This window comes from Nonomuraea sp. CA-143628 (assembly GCF_050942315.1).
Lineage (GTDB): Bacteria > Actinomycetota > Actinomycetes > Streptosporangiales > Streptosporangiaceae > Nonomuraea.
This window is the reverse complement of record NZ_CP192072.1, coordinates 8,371,618-8,385,286: the sequence shown is the minus strand read 5'-3', so window position 1 is coordinate 8,385,286 and position 13,669 is coordinate 8,371,618. Positions and strand designations below refer to the sequence as shown.

Sequence of the window (13,669 nt, the reverse complement as noted above, 5' to 3'; positions counted from 1 at the left end):
GTCAAAGGCGATGGATCTTGAATAGCGTAGACGGCCTGTCTGGTCTAGCGATTCGGGAGCAGCTGTAGCGGTGTGCCTGTCTGCTCCACCTCCGCCACCAACGGATCGCGTACTCGAGGGGCGGATCCGGCTCTGAGGGGAAAAGCGGTGATGGCATGCTTCTCGGCGAACAGGCATAGAAGCGCGGGTATCTGGTAGCGACCCGGTTCGGGGGATTCCAGGAGACGGGCGTCGAGGAGTTCGTCGAGCAGCTTCTCGGTCTGGTCAAGCGTTGTGCCGGCGACTGCGGCGGCGAGAGGGATCCTCACCTGGAGGTGGCGTGAAAGGGCCAGGAGGCAGAGCAAGCGGATCAGATCCTGCCCGCTGGGGTGACCCTCCAGGTCACGCAGGCTGATGGCGAAGGAGGAGCGAAGGGACAGATCCTCTACTTGAAGTTCGTCCAGGCGATGCTGTTCGTTCTCCAGCTTGTCCGCCAGCCAACTCAGGGGCCAGCGTGGCCGGGAGGTCAGGCGGGCGGCCGCGATGCGTACGGCGAGAGGGAGCCCTTCGCAGTAGCGGATGATCCGCAGGGCCGCGTCCGGCTCGGCGGCGACACGTTCCTCGCCTGCCAGGCTGCCGAGCATGGCCAGCGATTCCTGTTCGGAAAGGGCGTTCAGATGGTGGACGGCGCCGCCCAGGGTCGTCAGGGAGCGCCGGCTGGTCACCAGGACCGCGCATCCCTCGCCTGGGAGAAGGAGTTCTACTTGGGCGGCGTCCACCGCGTTGTCCAGGAGTACCAGCATGCCGCGGTCCGTCGTCAGAGAGCGGAACCGGGCGGCCGCCTCCGCGGTTTCCGTGGGCACATCCCCTGCGGCGACGCCGAGGGCCCGCAGCATGCGCCCCAGGGCTTCGTCGGGCAGGAGGGGAGTCAACTCTTCGCGGGCCCCTTGCAGGTTGACGTAGAGGTATCCGCCGGGGAAATGGTCGCGCAGGCGATGGGCCAGGTGGATCGCTATTGCCGACTTGCCCATGCCGCCGCCCCCGGTGATCACGACCGTACTCGATCCGTCGGGGTGGGTCATGAGCCGCTGCAAGGACGCCATGTCCTGCAGTCGGCCGGTGAACGCCGGGACGTCCCGGGGCAGTTCCAGGGGCGGTGATGCCGAGGCGGCACCGCGCTGGGCAGCGCTGGCGATGGTCACAGGGCGAGCGGAGGCGCTCGTACCTGGTAAGGATCTGCCCTCGAGAATGGCTTGGTGCAGTTCTCGCAGCTCAGGGCCGGGCTCCAGGCCGAGCTCCGCTACGAGCGTCTGACGTGCTCGGCGGTATGAGTCCAGGGCGTCGGCGCGCCGGTCGGCCGCGTGCAGCGCGCGCATGAGTTGCGCCCACAGGCCCTCCCGCAGGGGATGCTCGCTCGTCAGCCCCTGGAGCTCGTGGATGAGCTCGGGCCCCCGCCCCTGCAGCAGGCCCGCCTCGATGCGGGCCTCGGTGGCGGTGAGCCGGCGTTCGCCCAGCCTGCTCACCTCGGCGCTCACCGCCGCGGTGGGCAGGGTGTCGGAGTACGGCTCGCCGCGCCACAGGGCGAGCGCCTGGGAGAGCAGCCGGTGGGCCTCCCCGGCGGCGCCCTTGACCAGCGCGGTGCGGCCCTGCGTGGTCAGGGCGTCGAAGCGGGCGACATCGGTCTCGTCGGCGGCGCGGCGGATCTCGTAGCCGGACGCCCGGGTGATGATCGTCTCGCCGCCGTCGTCGCCGAGCGCGCGCCGCAGTTGCAGGATGTAGCCCCGGAGCAGAGTGGCCGCCGTCGGCGGCGGCTTGGCCGGCCACAGCTCGGCGATCATGCGTTCTGTGGTGATCGGCCGCCCCGCGCCGATCGTCAGCAGGGCCAGCAGGGTTCGGGGGCGCGGGCTGGGGATCGGAGCCCAGTCGCAACCGGTCCAGAACCGCATCGGTCCGAGCACCTGTAATCGCATATGGACCCCCGTCGCCTCCCCGATGCGGCGCCCCCGCCGACACCAGGACGATCTCCCCCTGCGGAGCGCACCTTCGTCGCGTTCGTGAAGGACGAACCCTCTCTCCGGTGCCTGGCCAGGCTGCCCCAACATGTCGGCACCATCCAGACGTTTCCGCCTGAGTGCAAAACTCCAGCCCAAGGGGCTGATAGGCAATGCCGGTGATCTGGGGTCGGTGAGATATGCCGGCTCCGGCCTGGAGGAGTCCCGGCAGCTATCGCCGAAGATCCACGAATATGGGGTTGACTTGCGGAAATGGGGTTTCGTGAGCGTGCCGTCCGAGGCAACTGGGCCATCCGCGGACTCGTTGATTCATCAGCGGAGCTGGAGCACGGCGTTGTCGGTACGGACGAAGAGACTGCCGTCGATGAGGACGAAGGGGGCCGGCATCGCCTCGTATCCGGTTCCTGCTAACGGCACGGACACGGGGAAGGGCGGCTCCCACATGGCTGTCTCATCGTTCAGGACGATGCTCCATCTCGGGTCGCCGGTGTCGGCGTCGAGTGCCTGAAGCCCGCCGTTCTCGGTGGCCATATGAAGGATGTTTCCGGCGAGCAGCAGCGATCCGACGGTGGGTGATGTCAGGCGCTGGGTCCATCGGACAGTCCCGGTGGCGAGATCTAGCGCGTCGATCCGCTCATCCCCAAGGCAGTAGAGGAGATCGTGCCCGAAGATCGGCATTCCGGAGCCGATCTCGTCCGGGTCGTCGAACCCTTTGAGGCTGAGCGTCCGTTCTGGCCGACCCGTTCGCGGATCGAGGCCGACCAGCGTTTCTTCGTACGGGTAGTCGGCATGGAACCGGTCCTCGACAATCCAGACGAGGCCGTGTGCCCAGACGGTACGCCCAGAGGAGACCCCCACCCTGTCCGGCCTGTCACACGGCGGCATTCGGGGGCACGCTTGTTCGTTGTCTTCCCAGATCTCCCAGCGCAGAGCGCCGGTATGCAGGTCGAAGGCATGCAACCCGCTCTTTACACGGCAATGCGGGTCAAACCCCTCGGTCATCAGCACCATTCCCTCGGCGATGGTGGGATGGACGTGGGACAGGCTGTATGTGTAGCCATCAGAGGGCACGCTGGTCTGCCAGCGGAGCTGACCGGTGGCGGCGTCGAGCGCCTCCATCCCTCGTTGCAGAGGTGGTAGAGCAGGCACCGTCTCGGAGGCCGAACGGCCCGCCCGGCGGGGTCTGTCGATGCCGACTCTCAGGAGAAGGCCGTCGACCACAGTCGGTCTGCGTGCTCCCTCGAGCTTCCACCTCAACCGTCCATCGCCTCTGTCGCACCCGAAAGTTTCTTCGCCTGTGTCGATGATGACCAGGCCGGAGGTGAGTGCGGGTGGCCACTCTAGGCGCGTAAAATCCCATTTGTCGTGATCCTGCGGGTTGTCGCAGTGCTGCTGATGCCAAAGCTGATGGCCTGTGGCGATGTCGAAGGCGAAGGCATTGCCCTCGGCGTCGCTCATGTACATCACGCCATCGGCGACGGCTGGGAGCGAAGGGCTCGCAGGAGTGGCGAACCGCCGCACCACCTGGGGTTCGCTGACGATGCCTGGGCCGGCACATCGGCCGGTACGCGCCAGATCGCCGTGAGGCACGGTACCTGGGGACACTTTCGGGACTCCGTATCATGGTGGGCTGGGCGAGGGTTTGGCTCCTGTCCGGGTGGCCCGCACGTAGTACTCCAACACCCCGGGGAACACTGCCGCCTGCGGCATACCCAGCGGATCATCGGGCGGCCGATGTCCGGAAACAACCGCAGTCGCTCCGTCTGCTCATCAGAGAAGAACTGGGTCGCGAACCCCATCAACCTCCCTGGAAGCACTGGACCAGTACGAACCGTAGCGGCAAAGATCGCAAACCGTCCCAAGAAGGCGTAAGAGATAGGTTCGTTGGATTTCTGCGATTGCTACGGGAACCCCTGGAGGCAGGACGAAAGGCTGGATCTGCCACGCGTGCTCGTAGGCGATCTTGGGCCGCTGCCCGTAGTCGCCAAAGCAGGCCGGATCCAGATCAAGTTGTTCGGTGACGAAGGCGACGGCCCCGGACGGAGCCGTAAGAGCCCGCACGTCCCACGTGGCGGCGTATGACGAGGCGGCCCGCTGACCGGTTCGTGCCGCCGACCATGGGTGAGAGGCACCCCGGAGTCCGGGGTGCCTCAGTTCAGCCGCTGGACCTCAGTAACCCAGCCGCTTCAGGTCGGGCTGCTCGAAGGCCATCTGCGGAATGTCACCCCGGTAAGGACCCGTGATGACCGGCGGGACGAAGGTCTCCTTGATCGTACGGGCGTTCACCCAGCGGATCAGGTTGAAGATCGAGCCCGCCTTGTCGTTGGTGCCCGAGGCGCGGGCGCCGCCGAACGGCTGCTGGCCCACGACCGCCCCCGTCGGCTTGTCGTTGATGTAGAAGTTGCCCGCCGCGAAGCGCAGCCGCTCCGAGGCCGAGGCGATCGCGTAGCGGTCCTGGGCGATGATCGACCCGGTCAGCGCGTACGGCGAGACGCTCTCCATCTGGTCGAGCACCGCGTCGAAGTCGCCGTCCTCATACACGTGTACGCCCAGGATCGGCCCGAAGTACTCCTTGACGAAGATCTCGTCCGTGGGGTCGGCGCACTCCAGGATGGTCGGCTTCACGAAATAGCCGGTGGAGTCGTCGTACGAGCCGGTGAGCAGGTCGATGTTCGAGGCGCCGCGCGCCCGGTCGATGGCCGCCTTGTGCTTGGCGAAGGCCCGGTCGTCGATGACCGCGCCCATGAACGTCGACAGGTCGCCCGCCACGTCGCCCACGGTCAGTGACTCGGCCGCGGAGACGAAGTCGTCACGCATGCGCGACCAGACCGAGCGCGGCACGTACGCCCGCGAGGCCGCCGAGCACTTCTGGCCCTGGTACTCGAAGGCGCCCCTGACCAGCGCGGTGGCGAGCACGGCCGGGTCGGCGGACGGGTGGGCCAGGACGAAGTCCTTGCCGCCGGTCTCGCCGACGAGGCGCGGGTAGCCGCGGTAGGAGGCGATGTTCGCGCCGACGGTGCCCCACAGGTGCTGGAAGGTCGCCGTCGAGCCGGTGAAGTGGATGCCCGCCAGCTGCGGGTGCGTGAGCGCCACCTCGGAGACCGCCTGGCCGTTGCCGGTGACCATGTTGATCACGCCCGGCGGCAGGCCCGCCTCCTCCAGCAGGCGCATCGTGAAGTGCGCCGCGAACTGCTGCGTGGGCGAAGGCTTCCAGACGACGACATTTCCCATCAAAGCCGCCGACGTCGGCAAATTTCCGGCAATGGCGGTGAAGTTGAAGGGAGTGATCGCCAGCACGAAGCCCTCGAGCGCCCGGTACTCCATCCGGTTCCACACCCCGGCCGACGACATCGGCTGGTCGGCGTACAGCTGCCGCGCGTAGGCCACGTTGAACCGCAGGAAGTCGATCAGCTCACAGGCCGAGTCGATCTCCGCCTGCTGCGCCGACTTCGACTGTCCGAGCACGGTCGCGGCGTTCAGCGTCGCCCGCCACGGCCCGGCCAGCAGGTCGGCCGCCTTGAGGAAGACCGCCGCCCGCTCGTCGAACGACAGCGCCCGCCAGGCCGGAGCCGCGCGCAGCGCGCTGTCGACGGCGTTCCGTACGTCCTGAGCCGTGGCATCTTGGGTGCGGCCGAGGACGGAGGCCTTGTTGTGCGGCTGCACCACGTCGATCGGCGCGCCGCCGCCGAGCCGCCGCTCGCCGTCGATCGTCATGGTCAGATCGATCGAGGACCCGGACAGCTCCTTGATCCGGTTCTCCAGCGTCGCCCGCTCCGGGCTGCCCGGCGCGTATCCGTACACCCGCTCGTTGGCGGGAACAGGCACGTTGCTGATGGCGTCCATTTACTTACCCCCAAGGGCACGAAGGAAGAAGGCGACGTTGGCGGGCCGCTCGGCCAGGCGGCGCATGAAGTAGCCGTACCAGTCGTCGCCGTAGGGAACGTAGACGCGCACGGTGTGACCGGCCCCGGCGAGGTCCTCCTGCCGGTCGGTGCGGATTCCGTACAGCATCTGATACTCATAGGACCCGAGCCCGCGGCCGAAGCGGTCGGCGAGCAGCTCGGTGATCGAGATGATCCGGTCGTCGTGCGTCGCCACCATGGGATACCCCTGCCCCGCCATGAGGGTTCGCAGGCATCGCACGTACGCCTTGTCGACCTCGCTTTTGCCCTGGTAAGCGACAGAGGCGGGCTCCCGGTAGGCGCCCTTGACCAGGCGTACCCGCGAACCCTCGACCGCCAGCGCGCGGCAGTCGTCCGCGCTGCGGAACAGGTAGGCCTGGATCGCCACGCCGGTCGACGGGAAGTCCGCGCGCAGCTTGCGCAGGATCGCGAGCGTCGAGTCGACGGTGGTGTGGTCCTCCATGTCGAGCGTCACGGTCGAGCCGCCCGCGTCGGCGGCGGCGCAGATCTCGCGGGCGTGCTCCAGCGCCATCGCGTCGTCGAGCCGCTGCCCGACGGCCGACAGCTTCACCGACACCTCGCCCCGGCGGCCGAGATCGAGCGGGCGCAGCGCGTCGAGCAGCGTGATGTACGCCTTCGCGGTGGCCGCCGCCGCGCTGGCGTCGCGGGTCTCCTCGCCGAGATGGTCGACGGTGACGGCGAGCTTGGCGTCGCGCAGCCGTTCGATGGCGGCCCGGGCCTCCTGAACGCTCTCACCGGCGACGAACCTGTCGACGACCTTGCGGGTGAGGGGGAAGCCGGATACCGAGCGGCGTACCAGCGCGCTCCGGGAGGTGGCGAGTAGCAGTTGACCCAGCATGTCCTCAGCCTAAAACCGCAGCTCACAACCGGGCCATCGACGCGCGTAACGCCACTTGTGGCAGGCTGTCATACAAATGCACAACTCGGCAGATCTACAGGAGACCGTCGACGAGCTCGCCCGCCTGCTGGGGGCGTCCGCGACGCTGGAGGACCGCTCGTTCCGCCTGCTGGCGTACGGTGCGCAGCACGGCGACATCGACACCGTCCGCCAGGAGTCGATCCTGCGCAGACGCGCCACCGGCGAGGTCCGCGACTACTTCGAACGCTACGGCATCGCCCGCGCCCACGGCCCGGTCAGGATCCCCGCGGACGCCGACCTCAAGGTCCTGGCCAGGGTCTGCTGGCCGCTGCGCCACGGCGAGGTCACCTACGGCTACCTGTGGCTGCTCGACTCCGGCAGCCTCACCGAGCAGGCACTGAGCCGGGCCGCGCCGCTCGTGGCCAGGGCCGCCGCCGCGCTCGCCCAGGAGGCCAGGAGCCGCCACGACCTCGGCCGCGGCCTGCGCGCGCTGCTCTCGGCCGACCCGGAGGAGCGGGCCGGCGCCTCCATCGAGGTGCTCGGGCCCGTCACCGCGATCGCCGTGCGCGAGTCGGAGGAGCGCGTCGCCGCCCTCTGGACGCTGCCGCGCGGCGTGCTGGCCCGCGCCGGCTCGCCCGTCGCGCTGCTCGCCCCCGCGCACCTGGCCGCCGAGGTCGCCCAGACCCTGCAGAGCGCGTACGGTACGGCGGCCGGCACCGGCGCCCCCCGGGCGGACCCGGCGGACGCCTGGCAGAGCTGGCGCGAGGCACGGCAGGCGCTGCGCGTCGCCGAGCACTTCCCCCGCTTCGCGCCCGTCGCCCGATGGGAGGACCTGGGCGTGCACCGGCTGCTGGCCCGGCTCGGCCAGAGCGACCTGCGCGAGCTGGCGGCCGAGACGGCGGCGCTGGACGCCGAGCTGGCACACACCGTGGAGGTCTACCTGGACCACGGCGGCCACGCCCAGAAGACGGCCGCCGAGCTGGGCATCCACCGCCAGACGCTCTACTACCGGCTGGGCAAGGCCGAGCGGACACTGCACCGTGACCTGTCGGAGGGCGACGACCGGCTGACCGTCCACCTGGGCCTCAAAGCGGCCCGCCTCCTGGCGCCTTGAACGGCGGGTCTTACAGGTGGCTGAGGGCGGAGGCGTCGCCGGGCCCGCCGCGTTCGGTCAGCCCCTTGGCGACCCGCTGCCGGTGAGCGTCGTCCTTGTGCCCGTCGTACTTGAACTTGCCGCGGATCTCCTCGATCGCCAGCCGGATCCCCTGGATGCCCGACATCAGCCGCGGCATCCGGGCCGGATCGCCCTGCCCGGGTTCGAGGTCGGCGAGCTGCTCGCGCAGGATCTCCAGCTTGCCCTCGACCTCCTTGACGATCTCGGCCTGGCAGATCAGCTGGACGGAGGAGTAGAACGTGGTCGGCACGCCCAGCTCCGGCTCGACACCGGGCTCGGCCCGCCACCGGCCGGGGATGTAGGCCCAGGGGCCCGCCACCGACATGACCACCTTGGGGTTCTCGTCGATCGCCGCCCAGATCGGATTCGGCCGGGCCAGGTGGAGGACGATCGTCCGCTCGTCCACGAGCAGGAACTGCGTCGGCACCACGACGGGCACCTCACGGCCGCGGCCCGCGGCTATCAGGTGCCCGAACTGGTGGTCTTTCACGTACGCCAGGGACTGCTCGTCGGTGCCCGCGTCCCAAGGGTGAATCAGCATAAAAGGAACTTTAAGCGCAGGCGAGTTCGTACACCCGCACCAGCTCCTGGCTGACCCGCTCCCACGAGTAGCGCGAACGGGCGCGGTCGGCGCCCGCGTAGCCGAGCGCGGTGCGCAGCGTCGGGTCCGTCAGCAGTTCGCGGGCCAGGCGCGCGGTCCGCGCGGGGCGGTCCGGCGGCACCAGCAGGCCGGTGACGCCGTCGATGATCGAGTCGAGGTGCGCGCCCACGGCCGAGGCGATCACGGGTACACCGCAGGCCATGGCCTCCAGCGCGACGATCCCCGTCGTGGCCTCGCGCGGCACCGACACCACGGCGTCGGCGCTGCGCATGAGCTTGGGCACCGCGGTCCGCTTGACCTGCCCGAGCAGGGTGACCCGGTCGGCCACGCCGAGCTGCTGGGCCAGGGCGCGCAGGCGGCGTACCTCGCGGTCGCCGTCGAGCAGGTCCGGCTCGGGGCCGCCCGCGAGCACCAGCTCGACGTCCTGGAGGCCCTGCAGCGCGCGGATGATCGTGGGGGCGCCGCGTTCGGGGGTGAGCGGGCCCAGGTGCAGCAGGCGCTTGCGGCTGCCGCGCGTGGCGATCGGGCCCTGGCGGTGGAAGCGCTCGGTGTCGACGCCGTACGGCACGATGGCGATGTTGTGGCGCGGCACGCCGAGCCGGATCAGCGCCGACTCCTCGTCACCGGAGCCGGCGATGACCGCTCTGGCGCTGCGGCCGAGCGCGCGCTCCAGCTTCAGGTGGGCCGCGTCGACGGTGTGGAAGGTCTGGGTGACCGGCACCCCCAGGCCGTTGGCGCCCGTGACCGCGGCGAGGCCGCCGGTCCAGGAGTGGGCGTGGATCACGTCGGGGCGTTCCTGGCTCCAGCGCCGGCTCAGATATTGGCCGACGTCCTTGAGGTACGGCATGACATCGGCGGGGGCGAGATCGCGGGCCGGGCCCACCTCGATGTGCTCCATCATCACGCCCGGGGCCACCCGCGTCCTGGCCTTGCCCTCGGCGCTGTCACGACGGGAGTAGATGGTGACGTGGTGCTCGCGGCCCAGTTCACGCGCTACGGAGAGAATATGGTGACGCTTGTTGCCGGTAGCGGAAGCGACGATCGCGATATTCATGGCACACCTCAGCGTGAAAACAGCTTTCAAGGTGTGCCTGCGTCTTAGGCACGTCGTTCTTCCCCCGACCTTACCCAAAGATGGCTCAACCGCAAACCCCCGCAGAGCCGACACCCCTCAGACGCCGCGCAGCGCCAGCACCACGATCTCGTCCCAAACCTGTCCGCCGGAGAACGCGTGCCGGTCCGCCTCGACCGCCTTCACGATGGTCGTGGGCGCCTGGCCGGCGCATCTGCCCAGCACGTCGGCCAGCCGCTCCTCGCCGTACGGCTCGCCGGCCTCGTTCCTGGAGGAGATCAGCCCCTCGGAATACAGCAGCAGCGTCTCGCCCACCGCGACGGTCAGCTCCTCGGTCTCGGTCTCGGCCTCCGGGGAGATGCCCAGCGGCACGCCGCCACCCGAGGCGAACCGGACGCTCCCGTCGGGCAGCAGCAGCGCGGCCGGATGATGCCCCGCGGACGACAGGCGGATCCTGCGGCCCCGTACGAACCCGGCCACGACCATCACGAACATGCCGGTCCCCTGCGTCACCAGGGCCTCGTTCACCTTGCGCAGCACCACGTCGGGATCGGACTCCCAGACGCTGAGCACCCGGACCCCACCCCTGACCATCGCGCTGACCGACGCCGCCTCCTCGCCCTTGCCCGCGGCGCCGCCGAGGGCGAACGCCCAGCCGTCCGCGACGGGGAAGACGTCGTAGAACTCGGCGCCAACCGACGCGCCGGGATTGTAGATCGCGGCGGCCTCGTACCCGGGCACGTCCGGCAGGTTGCGCGGCGCGACGGTGGCCGACAGCGCGTCGGCGGCCCGCGAACGGCGCTGGAAGCTGCTCTGCGCGCGCACCGCCAGCCCGAGCTGGAGCCCGACCTCCTGCATGACCCCCAGGTCGGCCAGCGTGAACGGCGGCCGGGCGTGCGACCTGACCAGCGTGAGCACCCCGTCGCCCGGGCCGATGGGCACGCACAGCATCGAGCCGGCGCCCATCGCCGTCAGCAGCGGCCCGTCGGCGCAGAAGCCCAGCAGTGTCTCGTCGTCGACCATCTCGTGCACCACGCCGGAACCGCGCTCCAGCACCTGGGTCACCACGTGGCTCGCGGCCGGCTGGGCGGACTCGATCTGGCGTACCAGGTCGCCCAGCGGGTGGTCCTTGGGCGCCACCACGGCCGCGCGGCGGGCCAGACCGTCGCGTACCACGTCCGCGATCACCCAGTCGGCCCAGCCGGCCGCCAGCAGCCGCGTCGCCCTGGGCAGCGCCACGGGCTGCCGCAGCGCCTCCTCGTCCAGCAGCAGCGTGGTCATCGTGGCCAGCAGGTCCTGGCGCTTGGCCGCCGCCAGCAGCAGCGCGCCGTCGGACTGCTCGGGCCGCCGCGCGCCCGGCTCGGGCAGCTGCACCTCGGTCGGCAGCGCCACGGCCGCCACCATCTGCTGCGGCTCGCCGGGCATCGTCAGCCTGGTCAGGGCCACCTGGACGGTATGGGTCCGGCCCTGGTGCGCCAGCCGCGACTCGAACGCCGCCGGCTGCCCGGTCTGCAGCACCGACATCAGGTGCGAGCGGAACGCCGCCCGCCGCGACACGTCCACCAGCAGCGGGAACGACCGGCCGACCAGGTAGCCGTCGGGGCTGCCCAGCATCCGCGAGGTCTCGGGGTTGATCCGCCGGACCACCCCGCCGCCGTCCAGCACGATCACCGGCACGGGGAAGGCCCGGTAGACCTGGCGCAGCAGCTTCAGCTCCCGCTGCCCCCCGTCCTTCTTGCCGCCTTGCCGCTTGGGCGCGTTGCGCAGCGCTTCACGCGCCTCGGCCAGCAACTCGGCGGCGGTGTCGAGCTCCGCGAGTGCCGCGTCCAGAGTCGGCGCAAGGTCGGAGGGGTAGGCCGCCCGCGCCTCGCGCAGGGAGGAAACACGTCCGGACAGAGCGTCCAGGGCGTGTTCGAGGCCGGGCATGGTCATTCTCTGACGCTACGCCACTCTGGATAATGCTAGCCATAAGGGGTAGGGCATGCTTGCTATGAAATCAACGGCGATGATCACCCCCGGACTTGCCCGTGACCTGGCGACTCTTGGGCGGTTGGGCGAAGACAACTCAACGGAAAGCGTGCTGCGCGGTCTGACCACCGCGCTGGCCGACGGAGTCCCCGGCTGCTCGGGCGGTTCCGCAGAGCACTGGCGGGACCAGCGGGTGCTGGTGTCGGGCTCGCACAGCGAGCTCATCATGCTGGTCGAAGGCGAGCGCGACATCGGCGAGGGCCCGTCGACCGACGCCAGGCTGACCGGCGGCCGGGTGGTCGTGACGGACGTGCTCAACGACTCGCGCTGGCCGCGCTACGCCCCGCTCGCCGCCCGATGGGGCGTGCGCTCGGTGCTCACCGTGCCCATCCGGCTCGACCCGGTCCTGCTGGTCATCGGCCTCTATTCGGTACGGCCGGCCGCCTTCTCCCCGCAGGCCGCCCAGGCGCTGGCCGACATGCTGACCGAGCAGGTGGGCGTGGCCATGGCCAACCTGTGGGACTTCGAGGAAGCGCGTACGGACGCCGCCCAGCTCCAGGAGGCCCTGGCCGGCCGCTCGGTGATCGACCAGGCCAAGGGCATCATCATGAAGACCAGCGGGTGCTCGTCCGAGGCGGCCTTCGAGGAACTGCGCCGGATCTCACAGCACCACCAGGTCAAGGTGGCGGATCTGGCCAGGCTCCTGGTCGACGAGCACCAGAAAAAGTCCCGCCGCTAGAGCCTGGTTTTGGGGAATGGGCTCAGCCAATGGCGGCCAAGGCGTCGTCGAGCGTGTCGTACAGCGGCAGCCGCTGCGCGAGCCCGGTGATCCACATGACCTTTGACTTTGAATATTCCACGCCGACCAGGGCAAACCTGGCACCCGACGCCAGGCTGGTCTGCCAATGGTGGACGATCAGGCCGAGCGCGCGCGAGTCCATGAACGTCACTCCGGCCAGGTCCAGGATCAGCTCGGAGCCCGCCAGAGAGAGGTAGTCGGCGAACTGCTCGCGCGTCGTGGCGTCGAGCACGCCATCGACTTTGATCACCGTGATCTCGTCCACGGTCGACGACGTAAGGCTCAGGGCCGTCACCGCCCCTTCGCCGTTCTCCGGCATTGTCACGGGGCAACCCTACTGTCACCGAACGAAGGAGGAATACTTCTGCCGTTAGGGGGGACACTGGATCCGAAGTCCAGCAGAGGGCTTCCGTCTCGGATGTAGAGCGAGGCAGGCCTCTGCATGGGCTTTTTCTGCAGGTGGAGGCGGCCCTGCGACCCATATGAGGAGCAGCCATGGCTGTGCGGGAATTCGTCCTCGAGGAGTTGACCGCCGAAGAGTTGCTGGCCGAAATGGCGAGCGAAGCCACTACCGACAGTCACCGCGAACGCCTGCGGGAGCGCATCGTCGAGATGCACCGCTCGCTCGCCATGGAGATCGCCAGACGTTACCGCTACCGCGGCGAGCCTCTGGAAGATCTTCTGCAGGCCGCGTACGTCGGCCTCATGAAGGCCGTCAACGGCTTCGACCCCACTCTCGGCCATGCCTTCAGGGGCTACGCCGTCGTCACGATGACCGGCGAGGTCAAGCGCCACTTCCGCGACCGTACCTGGGCCATCCGGGTGCCGCGTCTCTACCAGGAGCGCCGCTCCGAGCTGAACCGGCTCGTCGCCGACCTCAGCCAGGACCTGGGACGCTCCCCGACCGTGGCCGAACTGGCCGCGAAGATGAACATCAGCGAGGAGGACGTCCTGCTCACGCTCGACGCCTCGGCCGCCTACAGCACGCTGTCGCTCGACGCGCCGCTCGGAACCGAGGACGACGCCGCCTCTCTCGGCGACATCATCCCGGAGGACGACGATACGCTGAGCAAGATGGTCGACCGGCAAGCCGTCAAGCCGCTGATCGACGCGCTGCCGTCGCGTGAGAAGCACATCCTGCTGCTGCGCTTCTTTGGGAACATGACACAAGCCGAAATAGCGGCAGAGTTCGGCATCTCGCAGATGCATGTATCGCGAATCCTCCGTAAAGTGCTGGACCAGCTACGTAGTGAGCTAGTCAGCTGATTAAGGCGGTTACCGG

General features: G+C 69.3%; 11 protein-coding genes. 3 read left to right on the top strand and 8 right to left on the bottom strand.

What is annotated here, in order from left to right:
- Nucleotides 1-44: 44 nt before the first annotated feature.
- The 4 genes from ACQP2T_RS38205 to ACQP2T_RS38190 all read right to left on the bottom strand — a co-directional run bounded on the left by ACQP2T_RS38205 (nt 45) and on the right by ACQP2T_RS38190 (nt 6,752).
- On the bottom strand, nt 45-1,949 hold the full coding sequence (locus tag ACQP2T_RS38205; protein WP_433509756.1) for a BTAD domain-containing putative transcriptional regulator: 1,905 nt from the start codon (nt 1,947-1,949) through the stop codon (nt 45-47).
- Nucleotides 1,950-2,303: 354 nt separating this feature from the next.
- Nucleotides 2,304-3,449: a PQQ-binding-like beta-propeller repeat protein gene (locus ACQP2T_RS38200; RefSeq protein WP_433509755.1), complete on the bottom strand. Its 1,146-nt coding sequence runs from the start codon at nt 3,447-3,449 to the stop codon at nt 2,304-2,306.
- Nucleotides 3,450-4,160: 711 nt separating this feature from the next.
- Nucleotides 4,161-5,834: an L-glutamate gamma-semialdehyde dehydrogenase gene (gene pruA / locus ACQP2T_RS38195; protein ID WP_433509754.1), complete on the bottom strand. Its 1,674-nt coding sequence runs from the start codon at nt 5,832-5,834 to the stop codon at nt 4,161-4,163.
- Nucleotides 5,835-6,752: a proline dehydrogenase family protein gene (locus ACQP2T_RS38190; protein ID WP_433509753.1), complete on the bottom strand. Its 918-nt coding sequence runs from the start codon at nt 6,750-6,752 to the stop codon at nt 5,835-5,837.
- Between the two features lie 76 nt (nt 6,753-6,828).
- Here ACQP2T_RS38190 and ACQP2T_RS38185 point away from each other — a divergent pair, with 76 nt between their 5' ends.
- Nucleotides 6,829-7,887 (top strand): PucR family transcriptional regulator, encoded by a 1,059-nt coding sequence (locus ACQP2T_RS38185; protein ID WP_433509752.1) that lies wholly within the window; start codon nt 6,829-6,831, stop codon nt 7,885-7,887.
- A 10-nt stretch (nt 7,888-7,897) separates the two neighbouring features.
- Here ACQP2T_RS38185 and ACQP2T_RS38180 read toward each other — a convergent pair whose 3' ends face one another.
- The 3 genes from ACQP2T_RS38180 to ACQP2T_RS38170 all read right to left on the bottom strand — a co-directional run bounded on the left by ACQP2T_RS38180 (nt 7,898) and on the right by ACQP2T_RS38170 (nt 11,552).
- On the bottom strand, nt 7,898-8,488 hold the full coding sequence (locus ACQP2T_RS38180; RefSeq protein WP_433509751.1) for an FMN-binding negative transcriptional regulator: 591 nt from the start codon (nt 8,486-8,488) through the stop codon (nt 7,898-7,900).
- Nucleotides 8,489-8,498: 10 nt separating this feature from the next.
- On the bottom strand, nt 8,499-9,602 hold the full coding sequence (locus ACQP2T_RS38175; RefSeq protein ID WP_433509750.1) for a glycosyltransferase: 1,104 nt from the start codon (nt 9,600-9,602) through the stop codon (nt 8,499-8,501).
- Between the two features lie 117 nt (nt 9,603-9,719).
- Complete coding sequence (locus ACQP2T_RS38170; RefSeq protein ID WP_433509749.1) at nt 9,720-11,552, bottom strand: SpoIIE family protein phosphatase; 1,833 nt, start codon at nt 11,550-11,552, stop codon at nt 9,720-9,722.
- Nucleotides 11,553-11,601: 49 nt separating this feature from the next.
- On the opposite strand from ACQP2T_RS38170, the gene ACQP2T_RS38165 reads away from it, so the two are divergent.
- On the top strand, nt 11,602-12,327 hold the full coding sequence (locus ACQP2T_RS38165) for a GAF and ANTAR domain-containing protein (RefSeq protein WP_433509748.1): 726 nt from the start codon (nt 11,602-11,604) through the stop codon (nt 12,325-12,327).
- Between the two features lie 22 nt (nt 12,328-12,349).
- Here ACQP2T_RS38165 and ACQP2T_RS38160 read toward each other — a convergent pair whose 3' ends face one another.
- Nucleotides 12,350-12,706, bottom strand: coding sequence for an STAS domain-containing protein (locus ACQP2T_RS38160; protein WP_357946367.1), 357 nt, complete (start codon nt 12,704-12,706; stop codon nt 12,350-12,352).
- Nucleotides 12,707-12,912: 206 nt separating this feature from the next.
- On the opposite strand from ACQP2T_RS38160, the gene ACQP2T_RS38155 reads away from it, so the two are divergent.
- Complete coding sequence (locus ACQP2T_RS38155) at nt 12,913-13,653, top strand: SigB/SigF/SigG family RNA polymerase sigma factor (RefSeq protein ID WP_433509747.1); 741 nt, start codon at nt 12,913-12,915, stop codon at nt 13,651-13,653.
- The last annotated feature ends 16 nt before the right edge of the window (nt 13,654-13,669 follow it).